Origin of the sequence: Entomohabitans teleogrylli (genome assembly GCF_001484765.1) — a bacterium.
Classification (GTDB): domain Bacteria; phylum Pseudomonadota; class Gammaproteobacteria; order Enterobacterales; family Enterobacteriaceae; genus Entomohabitans; species Entomohabitans teleogrylli.
Map to the genome: position 1 here is coordinate 197,185 of NZ_KQ947379.1, position 13,930 is coordinate 211,114.

Annotated in this window: 15 protein-coding genes and 1 pseudogene; 2 read left to right on the forward strand and 14 right to left on the reverse strand. The window is 55.4% G+C overall.

The features are described 5' to 3' along the window. Positions 1 to 5 precede the first annotated feature (5 nt). From AQ981_RS08155 to AQ981_RS08170, 3 genes and pseudogenes are all read right to left on the reverse strand, one after another. A complete protein-coding gene (locus tag AQ981_RS08155; RefSeq protein ID WP_058911253.1) occupies positions 6 to 539 on the reverse strand; it encodes a fimbrial protein in 534 nt (177 codons plus the stop codon). Positions 540 to 926: 387 nt separating this feature from the next. Beyond that, positions 927 to 1,514, reverse strand: coding sequence for a tyrosine-type DNA invertase (locus tag AQ981_RS08165; RefSeq protein WP_058911255.1), 588 nt, complete (start codon positions 1,512 to 1,514; stop codon positions 927 to 929). Between the two features lie 455 nt (positions 1,515 to 1,969). Further along, positions 1,970 to 2,116, reverse strand: a pseudogene (locus AQ981_RS08170) (transcriptional regulator); the annotation flags it as partial. A gap of 244 nt (positions 2,117 to 2,360) precedes the next feature. Between AQ981_RS08170 and AQ981_RS08175 the strand changes: the two are divergent. Next, a complete protein-coding gene (locus tag AQ981_RS08175; protein ID WP_058911256.1) occupies positions 2,361 to 3,416 on the forward strand; it encodes a mechanosensitive ion channel family protein in 1,056 nt (351 codons plus the stop codon). 63 nt (positions 3,417 to 3,479) lie between these two features. On the opposite strand, the gene fetB is transcribed toward AQ981_RS08175, so the two are convergent. From fetB to ecpA, 4 genes are all read right to left on the reverse strand, one after another. Beyond that, a complete protein-coding gene (fetB, locus tag AQ981_RS08180) occupies positions 3,480 to 4,256 on the reverse strand; it encodes an iron efflux ABC transporter permease subunit FetB (RefSeq protein WP_058911257.1) in 777 nt (258 codons plus the stop codon). Further along, a complete protein-coding gene (gene fetA / locus AQ981_RS08185) occupies positions 4,243 to 4,923 on the reverse strand; it encodes an iron efflux ABC transporter ATP-binding subunit FetA (protein WP_058911258.1) in 681 nt (226 codons plus the stop codon). Before fetA ends, fetB begins: the two co-directional genes overlap by 14 nt. Before the next feature lie 208 nt (positions 4,924 to 5,131). Next, positions 5,132 to 5,938, reverse strand: coding sequence for a lipoprotein NlpA (gene nlpA, locus AQ981_RS08190; protein WP_082683166.1), 807 nt, complete (start codon positions 5,936 to 5,938; stop codon positions 5,132 to 5,134). 334 nt (positions 5,939 to 6,272) lie between these two features. Then, on the reverse strand, positions 6,273 to 6,851 hold the full coding sequence (gene ecpA, locus AQ981_RS08195) for a common pilus major fimbrillin subunit EcpA (protein ID WP_058911260.1): 579 nt from the start codon (positions 6,849 to 6,851) through the stop codon (positions 6,273 to 6,275). Between the two features lie 590 nt (positions 6,852 to 7,441). On the opposite strand from ecpA, the gene AQ981_RS08200 reads away from it, so the two are divergent. Continuing rightward, entirely contained in the window at positions 7,442 to 8,161 is a 720-nt protein-coding gene (locus AQ981_RS08200; RefSeq protein WP_058911261.1) for a 4'-phosphopantetheinyl transferase family protein, read from the forward strand. 112 nt (positions 8,162 to 8,273) lie between these two features. On the opposite strand, the gene cobT is transcribed toward AQ981_RS08200, so the two are convergent. The 7 genes from cobT to AQ981_RS08235 are packed head-to-tail and all read right to left on the reverse strand — an operon-like array spanning position 8,274 to position 13,930. After that, the gene (gene cobT, locus AQ981_RS08205) at positions 8,274 to 9,335 is read right to left on the reverse strand and encodes a nicotinate-nucleotide--dimethylbenzimidazole phosphoribosyltransferase (protein ID WP_058911262.1); all 1,062 of its coding nucleotides are present in this window, start codon (positions 9,333 to 9,335) and stop codon (positions 8,274 to 8,276) included. Positions 9,336 to 9,360: 25 nt separating this feature from the next. Further along, positions 9,361 to 10,101, reverse strand: coding sequence for an adenosylcobinamide-GDP ribazoletransferase (cobS, locus tag AQ981_RS08210; RefSeq protein WP_058911263.1), 741 nt, complete (start codon positions 10,099 to 10,101; stop codon positions 9,361 to 9,363). Continuing rightward, entirely contained in the window at positions 10,098 to 10,643 is a 546-nt protein-coding gene (cobU, locus tag AQ981_RS08215) for a bifunctional adenosylcobinamide kinase/adenosylcobinamide-phosphate guanylyltransferase (RefSeq protein ID WP_058911264.1), read from the reverse strand. The genes cobS and cobU overlap by 4 nt, the downstream gene beginning before the upstream one ends. Beyond that, complete coding sequence (locus AQ981_RS08220; protein ID WP_058911265.1) at positions 10,640 to 12,166, reverse strand: cobyric acid synthase; 1,527 nt, start codon at positions 12,164 to 12,166, stop codon at positions 10,640 to 10,642. The genes cobU and AQ981_RS08220 overlap by 4 nt, the downstream gene beginning before the upstream one ends. Then, complete coding sequence (locus tag AQ981_RS08225) at positions 12,163 to 12,975, reverse strand: ATP-binding cassette domain-containing protein (protein WP_058911266.1); 813 nt, start codon at positions 12,973 to 12,975, stop codon at positions 12,163 to 12,165. The genes AQ981_RS08220 and AQ981_RS08225 overlap by 4 nt, the downstream gene beginning before the upstream one ends. Positions 12,976 to 12,984: 9 nt before the next feature. Beyond that, positions 12,985 to 13,662 carry an energy-coupling factor ABC transporter transmembrane protein gene (locus AQ981_RS08230; RefSeq protein WP_058911267.1) on the reverse strand — a complete coding sequence of 226 codons (678 nt, stop codon included), beginning with the start codon at positions 13,660 to 13,662 and terminating at the stop codon, positions 12,985 to 12,987. Continuing rightward, positions 13,649 to 13,930: an energy-coupling factor ABC transporter substrate-binding protein gene (locus AQ981_RS08235; RefSeq protein WP_058911268.1), complete on the reverse strand. Its 282-nt coding sequence runs from the start codon at positions 13,928 to 13,930 to the stop codon at positions 13,649 to 13,651. The genes AQ981_RS08230 and AQ981_RS08235 overlap by 14 nt, the downstream gene beginning before the upstream one ends.

The following is a 13,930-nucleotide window of genomic DNA, read 5'->3' on the forward strand; positions in this document are numbered from 1 at the left end:
CAGTGTTATCTGTAATTAATAGTGAACTGAGAAGTACTGTTCGCAGTACCGACACCCACAGTGGTATTTGTGGAAACATAGCGCGCCACAAAGTCCAGATTGTTATCGCCGGCGGCCAGCGGATAATTTGAAGAAGCGGTGTACAACGGAATAGTGGCGCCATTTCTGTCGGCAATTTCAATACCAACCTGGGTAGCAACACCCGCCGTACCAGCGCCGGTCAACTCCAGCAGGTTACGATTCTCCGGTTTAGCGACACCGTCAAACTTAACGCTTGCCCCAGTCACTGTTGCCGGACAGCCGGTTAATTGCAGCGTAAAGCGCGTCGGTCCGGCCTTTTTACCTGCACCGCCGTCCAGTGCCGATTTAGCGACCCGGCCAAGATCAACATTCAGGTTTTGTGAACCACTGGCAATAGTGCAAGTCTCATCAGTGATCGTTCCCGTGAAATTGATGGTGCCATCTGCAGCATTAGCGATACTCGCCACACTGCCTACGCCGACAGCCAGTAAAAACGCGCTAACTATTTTGGTTTTCATGAACTTCTCCTTCATTAATCGATAATCATGTGGCAACAGGGCTGCCAAAATCTGGCAAACTGATGTCTAACGCATAAAAAACGTGCGCTGAACTCTACGTTTTGTGCCAGTTCGAATAATTCAGAAGATCAGACGCAATAATCACGGCCTCGCAGAGTAACAACATAAAAATAATTCTAAGTACGAAGATAATATGTTGTTGAAAGGTGGTTTTTAGCAGGAGGGGCATTCTGGCAGCAACGACATCACAACGTGCTGCCAGGTCAATGTAACAAAACATTAAAACGATAAATCAGAAAAAATCCAGATAATTCAGTCAATTTAAATACCACCCGATGATCCCTTCATAAAAAAATTGACATTCCATTAATACATTGAGATATTAACTCACAATCTGGCACAAATTGTGTGGTTCTCTGTTACATTTCCCCACACTTCCTGAAACCTCCGCGTATTTGTTGCTGTATAAATCACCGTATTCCTGATATTCCGATGGCCAAGATAATCCTGAATCAACCGGGTATCGCGGCCAAGATTGGCCAGCGCATAGCCGCAGCCATGCCGTAACATATGGGGATGCGCCGCAATACTGACGCCGGCCAGCTCCCCATAACGCTTTAGCAATAACCGCACCTGGTAGCGCGATAAAGGTCCCCCTTTCTGAGATAAGAACAGCCAGTCACTATCGGCCTCGCGCCAGCGTTTACGCGCCTGTAGCCAGCGCAGCAGCGCAGGAAGTTCCTGGTCGAACAGCGGATGCTGAGTCGATAAGCTGTTCTTTAAACGCCGCACATATAGCGACTGACTGCCCAGATCGATATCCGACAGCCGCAACCCACATAATTCACTCACCCGCAAACCGTGTAAAAAACACATCTGAATCAGGCAATAATCACGTTCGAAATGAATACCCTGATCGGCAACACCTAATATTTGCTCCACTTCATGATGAGTAAGATGTTTTCTTTTATGCATTCACTTGTCCTTAAATAATCTTATGGAAAGATCTAACCCGACAATCCAACGACGGGTCATATAAATAATACCATTAATATCCACAAAGATGCGAGTCTATATTTAGATCATTCACCCCGTAAATATCATAAACACGCTGAACAAAAAAACCAAAATAATAATAGAATCCAAAAATGATTTTAATAAATTAACACAAAATATCTTATTAAATAAAGTTACAGAATGATAATTTAATTATCATTTCATTAGTGAATGTAAAATAACCCGCTAACTGACAATATATCAATATGAAACAGAGAAAATCATAAACTCAACAGACAGTTTCTCTAAAAAATATAATTTGTAGAGTAATATCTACGTCAACCAATGGCGCCTTTCGCTGGTGTTAATATTCATCCGCGAATATCCTTATAACAGGATTTTGGTTGTATTTATCTATCATTCAGTATGTTAAATACCGTGGGCTGTTTAATGCCCGACACCTGCGCCATCTCTGTCTGAGTTTTCTGCACTCGCTCATCCGGTTCGGCGAGATGGGTATTGAGCAGCATATCGACTGCTTTTGCCCACACCGGTACCACAGCATCCGGTTGTTCATCCATAAGAAGCTGTTCCAGCGTGCTGCCATGGCGTAATGAAACGTCCCCTTCCCCCCGGTGTGGTTCTTCGGCCCGGATGTTATCCGCCGCCGGTAGCATTCTGGGTTCAGATGAGATGATTCTCAAGAAATCCATTTTTGCGACATCAAAATGGCGGATAAATATCACTCACAGGAATAACACAACGTTGCACCGGCACGACAAATCAGTTACAAGGAGGCAGAAAAACAGCAAAGTGCCATTGATTATGAATAGTGAATTTCTGACCAATAATATTCTCAGCCTGATGATTCTGTTCGCCTGTTTCATTCTTCTGCCAGGTATGCGTATCTATAGTCGCAGCCACCCAAAGTTCAGACACGGCGTACTGATCCATACATTTCAGTTTCTATTGTGGTCTGCCATTATTATCATACTGGGTAGCTATGCCGACGACGCTATTAGCGATTTCAAACTGACGTTCATTAACCCGACGGTCGTCAGTCTGGTATGCACCTCATTAATCGCGGCCCTGCTACTACGCAAACTGTTTTTAATGATTAACCGCCTGGAAAAGAATCAGGTGAATAAAGGCAGCGATGTTACCAGCGCACGCATGATCTCCCGGGTACTGAAGATCACCCTGATCGTCGCTATGGTATTGTTGTATGGCGAACACTTCGGCATGAGCCTCTCCGGCCTGCTGACCTTCGGTGGTATTGGCGGCATCGCTATCGGTATGGCAGGCAAGGATATCCTCAGTAACTTTTTCTCCGGGATTATGCTCTATTTTGACCGGCCATTTAATATCGGAGACTGGATCCGCTCACCTGACCGTAATATTGAAGGCACCGTGGCGGAAATCGGCTGGCGTACAACCAAAATAATTACCTTTGATCAGCGTCCGCTTTATATCCCCAACTCTATCTTCGCCGCTATCAGCGTGGAAAACCCGGGGCGCATGACCAACCGGCGCATTAATACCATACTGGGTCTGCGCTATGAAGATGCCGATAAAATTGCCGTTATCAGCGATGATATTCGTAACATGCTAAAAACCAGCGAAAACATTGATCAGAATAGAACCCTACTGGTCTATTTCAATGGCTTCGGCGACTCTTCACTTAATATCATGGTCTATTGTTTTACCCGCACCACTCTCTGGGCAGAATGGCTGGAGATTCAGCAGGGGATATTTTTAAAGATGATTGAAATCGTTCACGGCCATGGCGCAGACTTCGCATTTCCCAGCCAGACGTTGTATATGCAGGACAGCAACGCCGCACCTGCCGCGCCGACTGCCCCGGGGCAACCCCCTCACTGACGGGATTACGGATTGCAGACACGCCCGGCGAACGCACCGGGCGGCGAATCACCTTCCCGGCGACTATTTCTGGCGCTCTTTCACCACCAGTTGGTGGCGGTCATTATAAAATCTGCGGTACCCCAGATAGCAGGCAATCATTGTGGAAAGGCTGGCGGTGGAAAGCAGCATAAAGGTCACCATAATCTGGTATTTAATCGCTTTCACCGGATCGATACCGGCAAAAATCAGGCCCGACATCATTCCCGGCAGACTGACCAGCCCCACCGTTTTAGCAGAGTCCACCGTTGGGATCAGCGCAGCGCGGATACTGTCGCGAATCAGCCTTGCCGACGCCATCTTCGGCGTCGCGCCAAGGCTGAGCATCTCCTGAATCTGCTGCTGTTCACCATTGAAGCGCTGCCCAAGATTGTTGTAACACAGCCCCACAGCCACCATGGCATTACCGGCAATCATCCCGGAAATCGGAATCACCTGCATCGGAGCGAATTCAATCGAGCCGCTGATAACCAGCACCGCCAGCGTTAAAACCGCCCCTGTAGTAATCGCGATAAATGAAATCGTGAACGCATTATCGATATATTTGCTACGCTTTTTGGCATTCCAGGCGGCATTAAAGCAGATAAATAACACCATCAGGATAGTCAGCGCGGCGTTATTCAATTCGAAGATATATTTCAGCACATAGCCGACAATGATCAGCTGTACCACGGCCCGGCAGATACTCCAGATGATATCCTTTTCCAGCGCCAGCTTCTCTTTATGGCTAATCAGTATCGCCACCAGAACCAGAATCATCGACAGCCCGAGTGACTCATTAGTGATATTATGCTGATTCATGCTGGCTCTCCTCACGCAGCTTCCCGGCATGGGCCGGCAGGGTAATAACCTCATCCGCGTGGCTAATTTCTTCCCGATCGTGGGTCACCCAGAGCACCGCCATCTGCCTTTCCTGCACATACTGATGGATCAGATCGTTGACGCTGCGCTTATTGCTTTCATCGAGGGCGCTGGTTATCTCATCCAGCAGTAAGACTTTCGGCAGAAACTGTAGATTGCGAATCAGCGACACCCGCTGTTTTTCCCCGCCGGAAAGCTCATTAATCCCTTTTTCCAGCAGACTATCCGGTAGCGAAAAGCGCGCCAAATCCGCTACCAGCTTTTCCCGCCCGGGGGTCTGGCCGCGAATCTGCCACGGAAACGCCAGATTGTCATACACGGTCGCGCCAAACAGCGCCGGCGTCTGGGCACAATAGGAGACCTGTTGGCGATACGACTCCGGCGCCAGACTATTAATATCCTGACCGTCAAACCAGATGTGGCCATCGCTGGGGCTAATCAGCGAAGCAATAATTTTTAATAATGTACTTTTGCCGCATCCGGACGGCCCGGTAATTAATTTAAATTCACCCGGCATTAGCGAGAATGACACCTGCCGCAAAATATCGGTCTGCCCGATACGGTAGTCAATCTCTTCCAGCCGCAGTAGCGGACGCTTTTCGTTCATAATTTGTTCCGTATTTTTCACGCTTACCAAAACATTATGGTAGCGCGAAACGGCCCCGGCGTATTTCCGGCGGCGCACGCTTTTTAGACGAACGGCAGACAGAGTTAGCTTTCGTTAAATATTCCGCCGGCAGCGTTAAAAATTCACCGCTGCCCGGCATGATGGCGCGCGCTCAAACAGGGACACTGCGCGCCGCTCCCGTATCCGCTTACCAGCCGGGCACCGCGCCGCCGTTAAATATTTTCTCTGCCGCGGCGGCAACCTCAGGCGACTGATACGATTTAATAAAATCACGCACGTTTTCGGCGTCTTTGTTTTCTTCGCGGGTGACGATGATATTTACATAAGGGGAGTTTTTATCCTCAATAAACACACTATCGCGCACCGGTGAAAGCCCGGTCTGTTGCAGATAGGTGGTGCTGATGATCGCCACGGTAACCTGCGGATCGTTAAGAACTCTGGGCAACTGGGCGCCTTCCAGCTCGATAATTTTTAACTGCCGCGGGTTTTCGATAATATCCGCCGCCGTCGGCAATAGCCCGGTACCGTCTTTAAGGCGAATCAGTTGCTCTTTTTGCAATAACAGTAATGCCCGCCCGAGGTTGGTCGAATCGTTGGGAATCGCCACCGTATCGCCGTCTTTCAGTTGCGCAACCCGGTTTATTTTCCGCGAATAGCCGGCCATCGGGAAAACAAAGGTGTTTGCTACCGCCACCAGAGAGTAGTCATGGGCTTTATTATCCTGTTCCAGGAAAGGCCGATGTTGAAAAACGTTAGCGTCCAGTTCGCCGTGGGCCGTGGCGTCATTTGGCAGCAGCGATCCGCTAAATCCCACCAGTTCCACCTCCAGCCCATACTTCTGTTTCGCGACCTGTTTCGCGACTTCGGCCACATCCTGTTCGGCGCCATTAATCACACCCACTTTAATATGCCGCCCATCGCCGGACTGGCCATCACAGCCGCTCAGTAATAACCCCAGTAATAACGCCGTACCCGGTAATACCCTGAAAAACACGCCTTTCACGTTAATGATCCTTTATCGACAGGAGAATATTCACCCTAAAAAACCGTATCTGCTACACAGAGTCAACCCTGCCCTTATGTCAAAAAAGCACTTGTTATACTCGTGATACGATAAACTGGCTGTACGCAGTTCCCCTCGGTCACTGGCTCCGCTCAGCGCCCGGGAATGAATTCCCCCTGGCGCCTTCCTGCAATGTGACCTGTTAATGCGCAAGACCCGTTTCGCCATCCTGAAACCGGCATTGCGCGGGTTATGCATTTTTCAGTCCGTTTCCCCGCCTCGTAGACCAGAGCTCCGCCAGCCAGCGGGGTTGCGCGCCACTCCACTAGGGTGTAACCCACACGGCGATAAACTGCACCTTCACCTCCCCGCTCCACAAACCGTCCCTGAGGTTTTTAAACCGCTGCGTCGTTACGCCATCCGAGGTGGCAGAGTCGATGGTGAAGTCAAAGTTACCCTGCGCGGAACGGCGATCGGAAGAGGCATAAGCGCTGGCCACCGCCAGAGAATCCAGTCCGGCTGATTCCGCGCCAGCGGTATCCACCAGGGTGGTTTGGCTGGTTTTTGTTAATTTTTGCCCCTTCCAGCCCACACCGACCTCCAGCGTTGAACCATCTGCGCGCCTGAGGGTGTTGGTGACCAGTTGTGAAAGCAGTTTAAAATCCGTGGCGCCGGACTGCCCCTGAATGGTGATGTCAAAGGCGCCATTCTGAGTATTAAACTGGTCGAGCCCTTCGACGTACTGAAACGCCAGAGGCCGTACCGGCGTAACCACCAGCACGCTGGTGGTATCTTTCGTGGCGGTAACATCCCAGCTCACCGTTGTAGAGGCGTTAATCTGCGCAACCACGCCTGCGCTGTATAGCACTGCCGTCACAGCGATACCCGATATGCTTTTTTTCATCTATAGCGCCTTTTTATCCAAAATATTCACTGATCTGAAACGGGATAAAGCCATATCGGTATCGCAGATGGCTTCTGTGTAATATCAAACATCCTGTAGAAATAAATCCCGGCTATCTTTTCACTGATTTTCATGCGCTAAGGGCCCCGTCTTTAGCAGACAGGCAATAAGGTCTGCGCTCTGTCACATTGCAGCGTAATGAAATAGATATTTAAATAATCACTGGTATTTCAGCATTTGCTCCCGAAGGGCGATAACCGGTTTACCGCAGGCACATCATTTTGGTTATCGACAAGTGTAGTAAAGCCTGACGGATAAATAAAAATGCCGATCGCCGCACACAGATGCAGGCGCGTGAATTACATGCTAAGGTGCTCCGTTACCGGGCAGTAGAGTCCTGTTCACAACCAGATGAAACAGCAGCGCATCGTCACGCGGGAAAAATGATTGTCTGTTGCTGACACGGAACCGGAGCAGACGCCAGACAATATACGCGCCGGTAACATCATACCGCCCGCAATCCCTCCGTCAGCGGAAAAACGCGACGGATAGTGTCGTAATCTATTACGGAGCCAGGCTGTAATCGCGCCATGACCGATCTGTTCATTCCTGACCAACCCTTTCATGACGATTTTTTGTCCGGCGCCAGCGGCCATATCGCGATGGCGTCACAGGCGCGCTATTGTGAAATACGCTTCGACCGCACCCGATATCATGACGCGCTGTACCGCCAGTATGCCATCGACTACCCGCAAAACATCCGCCAGGCGGTAGTAAAAAGAAAAGCGGAATATCTGGCCGCGCGCTACGGCTGCGCGCTGTTGCTACGGGAGGCTGGCGCGCCGCACACGCGGGTCGCCAGCGGCGCCAACCGCCAGCCGCTGTGGCCGCCGGGATTCTGTGGCGCGATAACCCACAGCAAAGACCGGGCGCTGGTGGTCATCGCCCCGCTCAGCGCCGGCCTGTATCCCGGCGTGGATATCGAATTCTGCGCGCCGCAAACGCTGGAAACCATTGCACAAGAAATCACTACCCCGCAAGAGTTGCGCTACCTGAAGCAAGGGCCTGGCGGGCCGGAGATGGCGCTGCTACTGGCCTTCAGCGCCAAGGAGAGCCTGTTTAAATCCCTGTGGCCGCAGGTCGGGCGGTTCCTGAATTTCACCAGCGCCAGTGTGGTGGCGATAGCGCCGCAGCGCCGGGAATTCACTTTGCAACTTAACGAAGCGCTTAGCGCCGCCCTGCCCGCCGGCCGCTGCTTTTATGGCCATTACCGGCAGGACGACAGCGCTATCACTACGCTGATCCTGTAACGTGTCCGGCTACAGAGTCGGCGTCGGGGTGGGATACATATTGCCTGCCAGCGGCGGCTAAGCAATTCAACACCAGCCGGCCTGGCAGACGGTGTGCCGGGCACGCCTGGGTTCAGTGATTAGCGGAAGGAAGGTGAATATCACTACCGGCCAGTGTGCCCATAACGTTGTACATCGCACAAGCGGCATCAAGCAGCGGCATGGCCAGCGCCGCGCCGCTGCCCTCGCCGAGGCGCATCTCCATATTCAGATACGGCGTCATGCCAAGATGCTGTAAAGCAATGAGCGATCCCTTCTCCGCCGATAAATGCGAGGCAATCAGATACTGACGAGCGCCGGGTGCGATACGGCAGGCCGCCAGCGCCGACGCATAAGACAGGAAACCATCCAGCACCACCGGCAAGCCGCAGGACGCCGCGCCAAGTATCGTTCCCGCCATCCCCACCAGGTCGAATCCCCCCACTTTCGCCAGCACATCAATCCCGTCGCTGGCGTCCGGCCGGTTAGCGGCGATCGCCCGCTGCACCACACGCACTTTATGGTGCAGTTGCTGGTGGGGAAAATTAGCGCCAATGCCAACCACCTGCTGCGGGTCACTGTCGGTCAGCACGCTCACCAGAGCCGCCGCCGGAGTGGTATTGGCAATCCCCAGCTCGCCGGTACCAAACACCCTGATCCCCTGCGCCGCCCGCGAACGCGCCAGATTCGCGCTATCGAGCAACAGTTTCTCCGCGTCCTGGCGGCTCATCGCCGGGCCGGCGGCAATATTGGCGCATCCCCGGGCGATCTTCAGGCTGGTCACGCCGGGCAAAAGATCGCCGTCGATACCGATATCCACCACTTCCACCGCCACGCCGGCCTGGCGCGCCAGCGCGCAAACTCCGGTCAGGCCGCGCGTCATATTGCACGCCTGAATCCAGGTCACCGCCCGCGGCGTGACGGCGACGCCTTCATCAAACACCCCGTGATCGGCGCACATCACCAGGATAAGCTTGTCGGCAACCGCCAGTTTACCGCCAAGCCCCGGCATTCCGGCCAGTTGCAGCGCCAGAGTTTCCAGGCGCCCCAGACTCCCCGGCGGCTTCAGCAGGCCGTCAATATGCTGCTGCGCAGCGTCCATGGCCGCCCGGTCAATAGCCGGAATCGCCTCTATCAGTGAAGCCAGTGTCTGCATGATTCTTTTACTCCATCTGGCCGGCTCACAGCAGAGCCAGCAGGAAAATAACTTCACCCAATTCGATTGCCGCCCCAAGGGTATCGCCGGTCTGCCCGCCCAGCGTGCGCCTCAGCCCCCAGGCCAGCAGCATAATCAACGCCAGCGTCGCCGCCATGGCGAACAGTCCCCTGACGGACAGCAGCGCGGTGCACAGCCCCGCGCCAGGTAGCAGCACCAGTACCGCCTGGCGCCCGGTCACCTTGCCAATAAACAGATTACCGAGGCCATTTTCCCGGGCATACGGCTGGCGATACATCAGCATCACCACGGCGCTGCGCCCGGCGACGCAGGCCGCCGCCAGCGCCGGCAACATCTGAGTGCCGCGCACCGCCAGTTCGCTGAGCAGCACAATTTTCCCTACCAGCACAAACACCAGCGCCAGCCCACCGTGGGTTCCCAGCCGGCTGTCGCGCATAATCTCCAGCATCCGTTCCCGGGTACGGACGGAAAAGATCCCGTCGCAGGTATCCGCCAGCCCGTCAAGATGAAAGCCGCCGGTCAGCAGCGCCAGCGCCAGCACCGCGGCAAAGGCCGCCACCGGCGCCCCGCCGCCCGGCGCTACCATCACAAAGACCAGCCCGCTCAGCGCGCCAAGAATCATCCCCGCCAGCGGAAACGCCACAATGGTGCGCTGATACTGGTCAATCTCCAGCCCGCGGTACCAGCGCGCCGGCACCGGCAGTCGGCTGATAAACGACAGCGCGGCGCACAGTAATTTGATCATTTAATTTTCACTCCAATCCCGCTGACCACCAGCCAGACTTCGTCCGCCGCCCGGGCCAGCCGTTGATTCACTCGCCCGGCGATATCGCGGAAATGACGCGCCAGACGATTTTCCGGCACAATCCCCATCCCCACTTCGTTGGTAACCAGCACCACCGGCGACGGGCAGCGGGCGCAGGCCGCCAGCAGGAGTTCAATCTGGCACTGAATCCCGGCTTCCGCGGCGGTGAAGTCCCACTCCGCCTCCGGACGATCGCCGAAGAAGTCGAACAGCAGATTGCTGATAAGCGTGGTGATACACTCCAGCAGCACCGCCTCCCGGGGATCGTTATCCGCGCCAATTACCCGCTGCAGGTCCTGCCACCGCTCTACGGTGCGCCAGTGAGCGGGGCGACTCGCTTTATGGTGCGCCACCCGGGCCGCCATCTCATCATCAAAAATTTGCGAGGTGGCGATATACAGCACCCGCTCGCCGGCCTCGCTCACCAGACGCTCGGCATGGCCGCTCTTACCGCTGCGTGCGCCGCCGGTAACCAGAATCATAAATCTTGCTCCTGATGCTCGCGCATAATCTGGTAAATCCTTTCAATATCAATATGCTGACGCATCGCGTCAGCCAGTTGGTCAAACTGGCGCGCTTTATGGCCGGCATAATCCAGCACTTCGCCCTGCCACGCCGCCATCCCCTTACGCTGGCGCAAATTGTCCAGCAGCGAGCGGGTAAAGGCGCCATTATCAAACAAACCGTGTAAATAGCAGCCCGCCGCCAGGCCATCGTCGCTCACCGCGCCGTCCGACACCGCGAGCTGGCCGTGGAACAGCCTGAGCAGCGGCCGCGCCTGGCTGCCGCGTACCGTTTCTCCCATATGAATCTCATAGCCGCTGACCGGATGCGCCACGGCGCTGCCGACAATCCCCGGCAGCCCGTCGAGCGCATGGCCGCGCACCAGCGTGGTCACTTTTTCGCTGGCGAAACGGGTCACCACATCCAGCAGCCCCAGCCCGGCCCCTTCGCCAAGACCGGACTCCACGTCATCGATAATCTGTCTGCCAAGCATCTGATAACCGCCGCAAATGCCCAGTACCGGCGTCCCCTGACGGTGCTGTTCCAGCAACGCCTGCGCCAGGCCGCTGGCCCGCAGCCACTGTAAATCGCCAAGGGTATTTTTACTGCCGGGCAACAACAGCAAATCGGCGCCGGACAGTTCGTGGGGATGGGTGACATAACGCAATCGCACGTCTGGCTGGGCCGCCAGGGCGTTAAAATCGGTGAAATTCGCGATATGCGGAACCTGAATTACCGCAATATCCAGCGCCTGGCTGACGGCATCGCGGTATTTCCCGCGCTGGAGCGCCACGCCGTCCTCATCTTCGAGATCGATATCCAGCCACGGCATGACCCCCACCACCGGCACGCCGGTCAGCGCCTCTATCTGGGCAATCCCCGGCGTCAGCAGCACCAGGTCGCCGCGAAATTTATTGATGATCACCCCTTTCACCCGCCAGCGCTCATGCGCCTGAAGCAACGCCAGCGTACCGTAAATCGCGGCAAACACCCCGCCGCGATCGATATCCGCCACCAGGATCACCGGGCAGCAGGCCAGTTCCGCCATGCCCATATTCACGATATCGCGATCGCGCAGGTTAATTTCCGCCGGGCTGCCGGCCCCCTCCAGCACCATAATTTGCTGTTCCTCCGCCAGGCTGCGGTAGACGCTGCGCACCTGCTCGCGCAGTTGCGGCTTATAGTCGTGGTAGCTGAGCGCATCCATATTGCTGGCGACTTTACCCATCAGCACCACCTGCGCCTGACGATCGCTGGTGGGTTTGAGCAGCACCGGATTCATGCGCACGTCGGGGGCGATACCGGCCGCTTCGGCCTGGAAAATTTGCGCCCGCCCCATCTCTTTGCCATCTGGCGTGATACCGGAATTGAGCGCCATATTCTGCGATTTAAACGGCGCGCAGCGCCAGCCGTCCTGGTAAAAAATACGGCACAGCCCTGCCGTCAGTACACTTTTCCCGACGTCAGAGGCGGTGCCCTGTAACATCACTGCCAGGCTCATGAGACCTCCTGATGGCTACGCCCGAAATGGGCATAAAGTTCCTGTTCGCTACGATACAGCGGAAGTCCCGCCAGAGCGTGGAGTTTCACCAGCCACGGCTGAACCAGCCCGGCCTGCTCCAGCATGCGCTGCTGGCTAAACACCTCCTGCGGCGTACCGGAGGCCAGCACCGCGCCGTGGCGCAGCACGTGAACGCCATCGCACACCTCGTAAATCAAATCGATATCATGGCTGGAGATCACCACCCGTTTGCCCTGCCGGGCGATACGGCGGATAATCTCCATCATCTGGCGGCGCCCGGCGGGATCCAGCCCGGCGGTCGGTTCATCGAGCAGCAGATAGTCCGCCTGCATCACCAGCGCCCCGGCAATCGCCACACGCTTCTTCTGGCCGTGGCTGAGAAACTGAATCGGCTGCTGGCGAAACGCCCCGGCGTCCACCAGCTCAATGGCCTGCGCCAGGCGGCGGGCGATTTCCGGCTCCGGCACCCCAAGATTACGTAGACTGAAGGCGATATCGCTGTCGATATCGGTATAAAACAGCTGCTGATCGGGATCCTGAAATACCGTGGTCACCTGGCGGCGCAAGGCGATAAGCCCCTGCTTGCTGTAGTCCAGCGGCCTGCCCTGCCACACGACGCGGCCCTGCTGCGGACGCAGCAGCCCGCACAGATTCATAAACAGCGTCGACTTGCCGCAGCCGTTGGCGCCGACCAGACCGGTCACCGGATATTGGGCAAAATCGAGGCTAATATCCCGCAGCACCGGCTGATCCTGATACTGAAAATACAGGCCCTGAGTGGCCAGCATGGCAGATCCTTACAGGTGAAAATCCCCCTGAAATAATTTAACTTCCAGCGCCGTGACCATCTGCTGGTAGCGCGCCATTACCCGGGAAAACAGCATACCCACCAGCATCGCCAGCGAGCGATAACCGCCCGGCAGAGTACGGTAGCCGAAACGCAGCGTCTGCGCCCGGTGAATCGCCAGCGCTTCATCAAGCAGAATAAAAATAAACCGCCAGGTAAGCAGAATCTGCTCGGTCAGCAGGCGCGGTACCCGGCAGAGCTGCAACAGCCTAATCATCTGGTTAAACGGTAGATTGAGCACCAGCCAGAACGTGGCCGACAGCGCCGCCAGACTGCGCCACAGGGTCTGGTTGGCCATCTCCAGTCCGGCGGCGGTGATCCCCAGCGCTACATTGCCCAGCGACAGACTCCACAGCATCCCCTGCGGCTGGCGCGAAACACTGAACAGAATCGTGATGGTCCCGAGCAGCAGAAATCCCAGCGGCAGCGCCAGCCAGCGTAACCAGCGCCCGGGAGTGACCCGCAACATCCAGCAACTGACTCCGCCAGTCACCGCCGCCAGCGCCCCCTGTGCGGCGGGCGGCAACGCCATCGCCAGCGCCATCAGCAGGATCCACAGCGCGAACTTGAGCCGCGGATCCCGATCGCGCCAGCGGCTGCGGGCGCTGATTTTATCAATGCTCAGCATGCTGGCCGCGCCTGCCGCGGTAGTAGCCGAGTATATAGAAAATCACCGCCGCGCCGATCGATCCCTGCAGGGTAAACAGCAGACTTTCGATCTCCCCGCTGGCCGGTTCATAGAGCGGTTCGAACCACGGCTGATAATCCGGCGCAATGGCCATGATCTGCTGCTCCGCCTCACCGTCGGAGCCGCCAAACTCGCCGCCGTGATCGATGAAAAACGGCACAATCATCAGGGCCGCCACCAGCCCCAGCAAAATCAGCGTCTTTTTCAT

Excerpts from the sequence above, each read along its gene's own strand:
- AQ981_RS08155 (WP_058911253.1), bottom strand. The coding sequence starts at position 539 with ATGAAAACCAAAATAGTTAGCGCGTTTTTACTGGCTGTCGGCGTAGGC.
- AQ981_RS08165 (WP_058911255.1), bottom strand. The coding sequence starts at position 1,514 with ATGCATAAAAGAAAACATCTTACTCATCATGAAGTGGAGCAAATATTA.
- AQ981_RS08175 (WP_058911256.1), top strand. The coding sequence starts at position 2,361 with ATGAATAGTGAATTTCTGACCAATAATATTCTCAGCCTGATGATTCTG.
- fetB (WP_058911257.1), bottom strand. The coding sequence starts at position 4,256 with ATGAATCAGCATAATATCACTAATGAGTCACTCGGGCTGTCGATGATT.
- fetA (WP_058911258.1), bottom strand. The coding sequence starts at position 4,923 with ATGAACGAAAAGCGTCCGCTACTGCGGCTGGAAGAGATTGACTACCGT.
- ecpA (WP_058911260.1), bottom strand. The coding sequence starts at position 6,851 with ATGAAAAAAAGCATATCGGGTATCGCTGTGACGGCAGTGCTATACAGC.
- AQ981_RS08200 (WP_058911261.1), top strand. The coding sequence starts at position 7,442 with ATGACCGATCTGTTCATTCCTGACCAACCCTTTCATGACGATTTTTTG.
- cobT (WP_058911262.1), bottom strand. The coding sequence starts at position 9,335 with ATGCAGACACTGGCTTCACTGATAGAGGCGATTCCGGCTATTGACCGG.
- cobS (WP_058911263.1), bottom strand. The coding sequence starts at position 10,101 with ATGATCAAATTACTGTGCGCCGCGCTGTCGTTTATCAGCCGACTGCCG.
- cobU (WP_058911264.1), bottom strand. The coding sequence starts at position 10,643 with ATGATTCTGGTTACCGGCGGCGCACGCAGCGGTAAGAGCGGCCATGCC.
- AQ981_RS08220 (WP_058911265.1), bottom strand. The coding sequence starts at position 12,166 with ATGAGCCTGGCAGTGATGTTACAGGGCACCGCCTCTGACGTCGGGAAA.
- AQ981_RS08225 (WP_058911266.1), bottom strand. The coding sequence starts at position 12,975 with ATGCTGGCCACTCAGGGCCTGTATTTTCAGTATCAGGATCAGCCGGTG.
- AQ981_RS08230 (WP_058911267.1), bottom strand. The coding sequence starts at position 13,662 with ATGCTGAGCATTGATAAAATCAGCGCCCGCAGCCGCTGGCGCGATCGG.
- AQ981_RS08235 (WP_058911268.1), bottom strand. The coding sequence starts at position 13,930 with ATGAAAAAGACGCTGATTTTGCTGGGGCTGGTGGCGGCCCTGATGATT.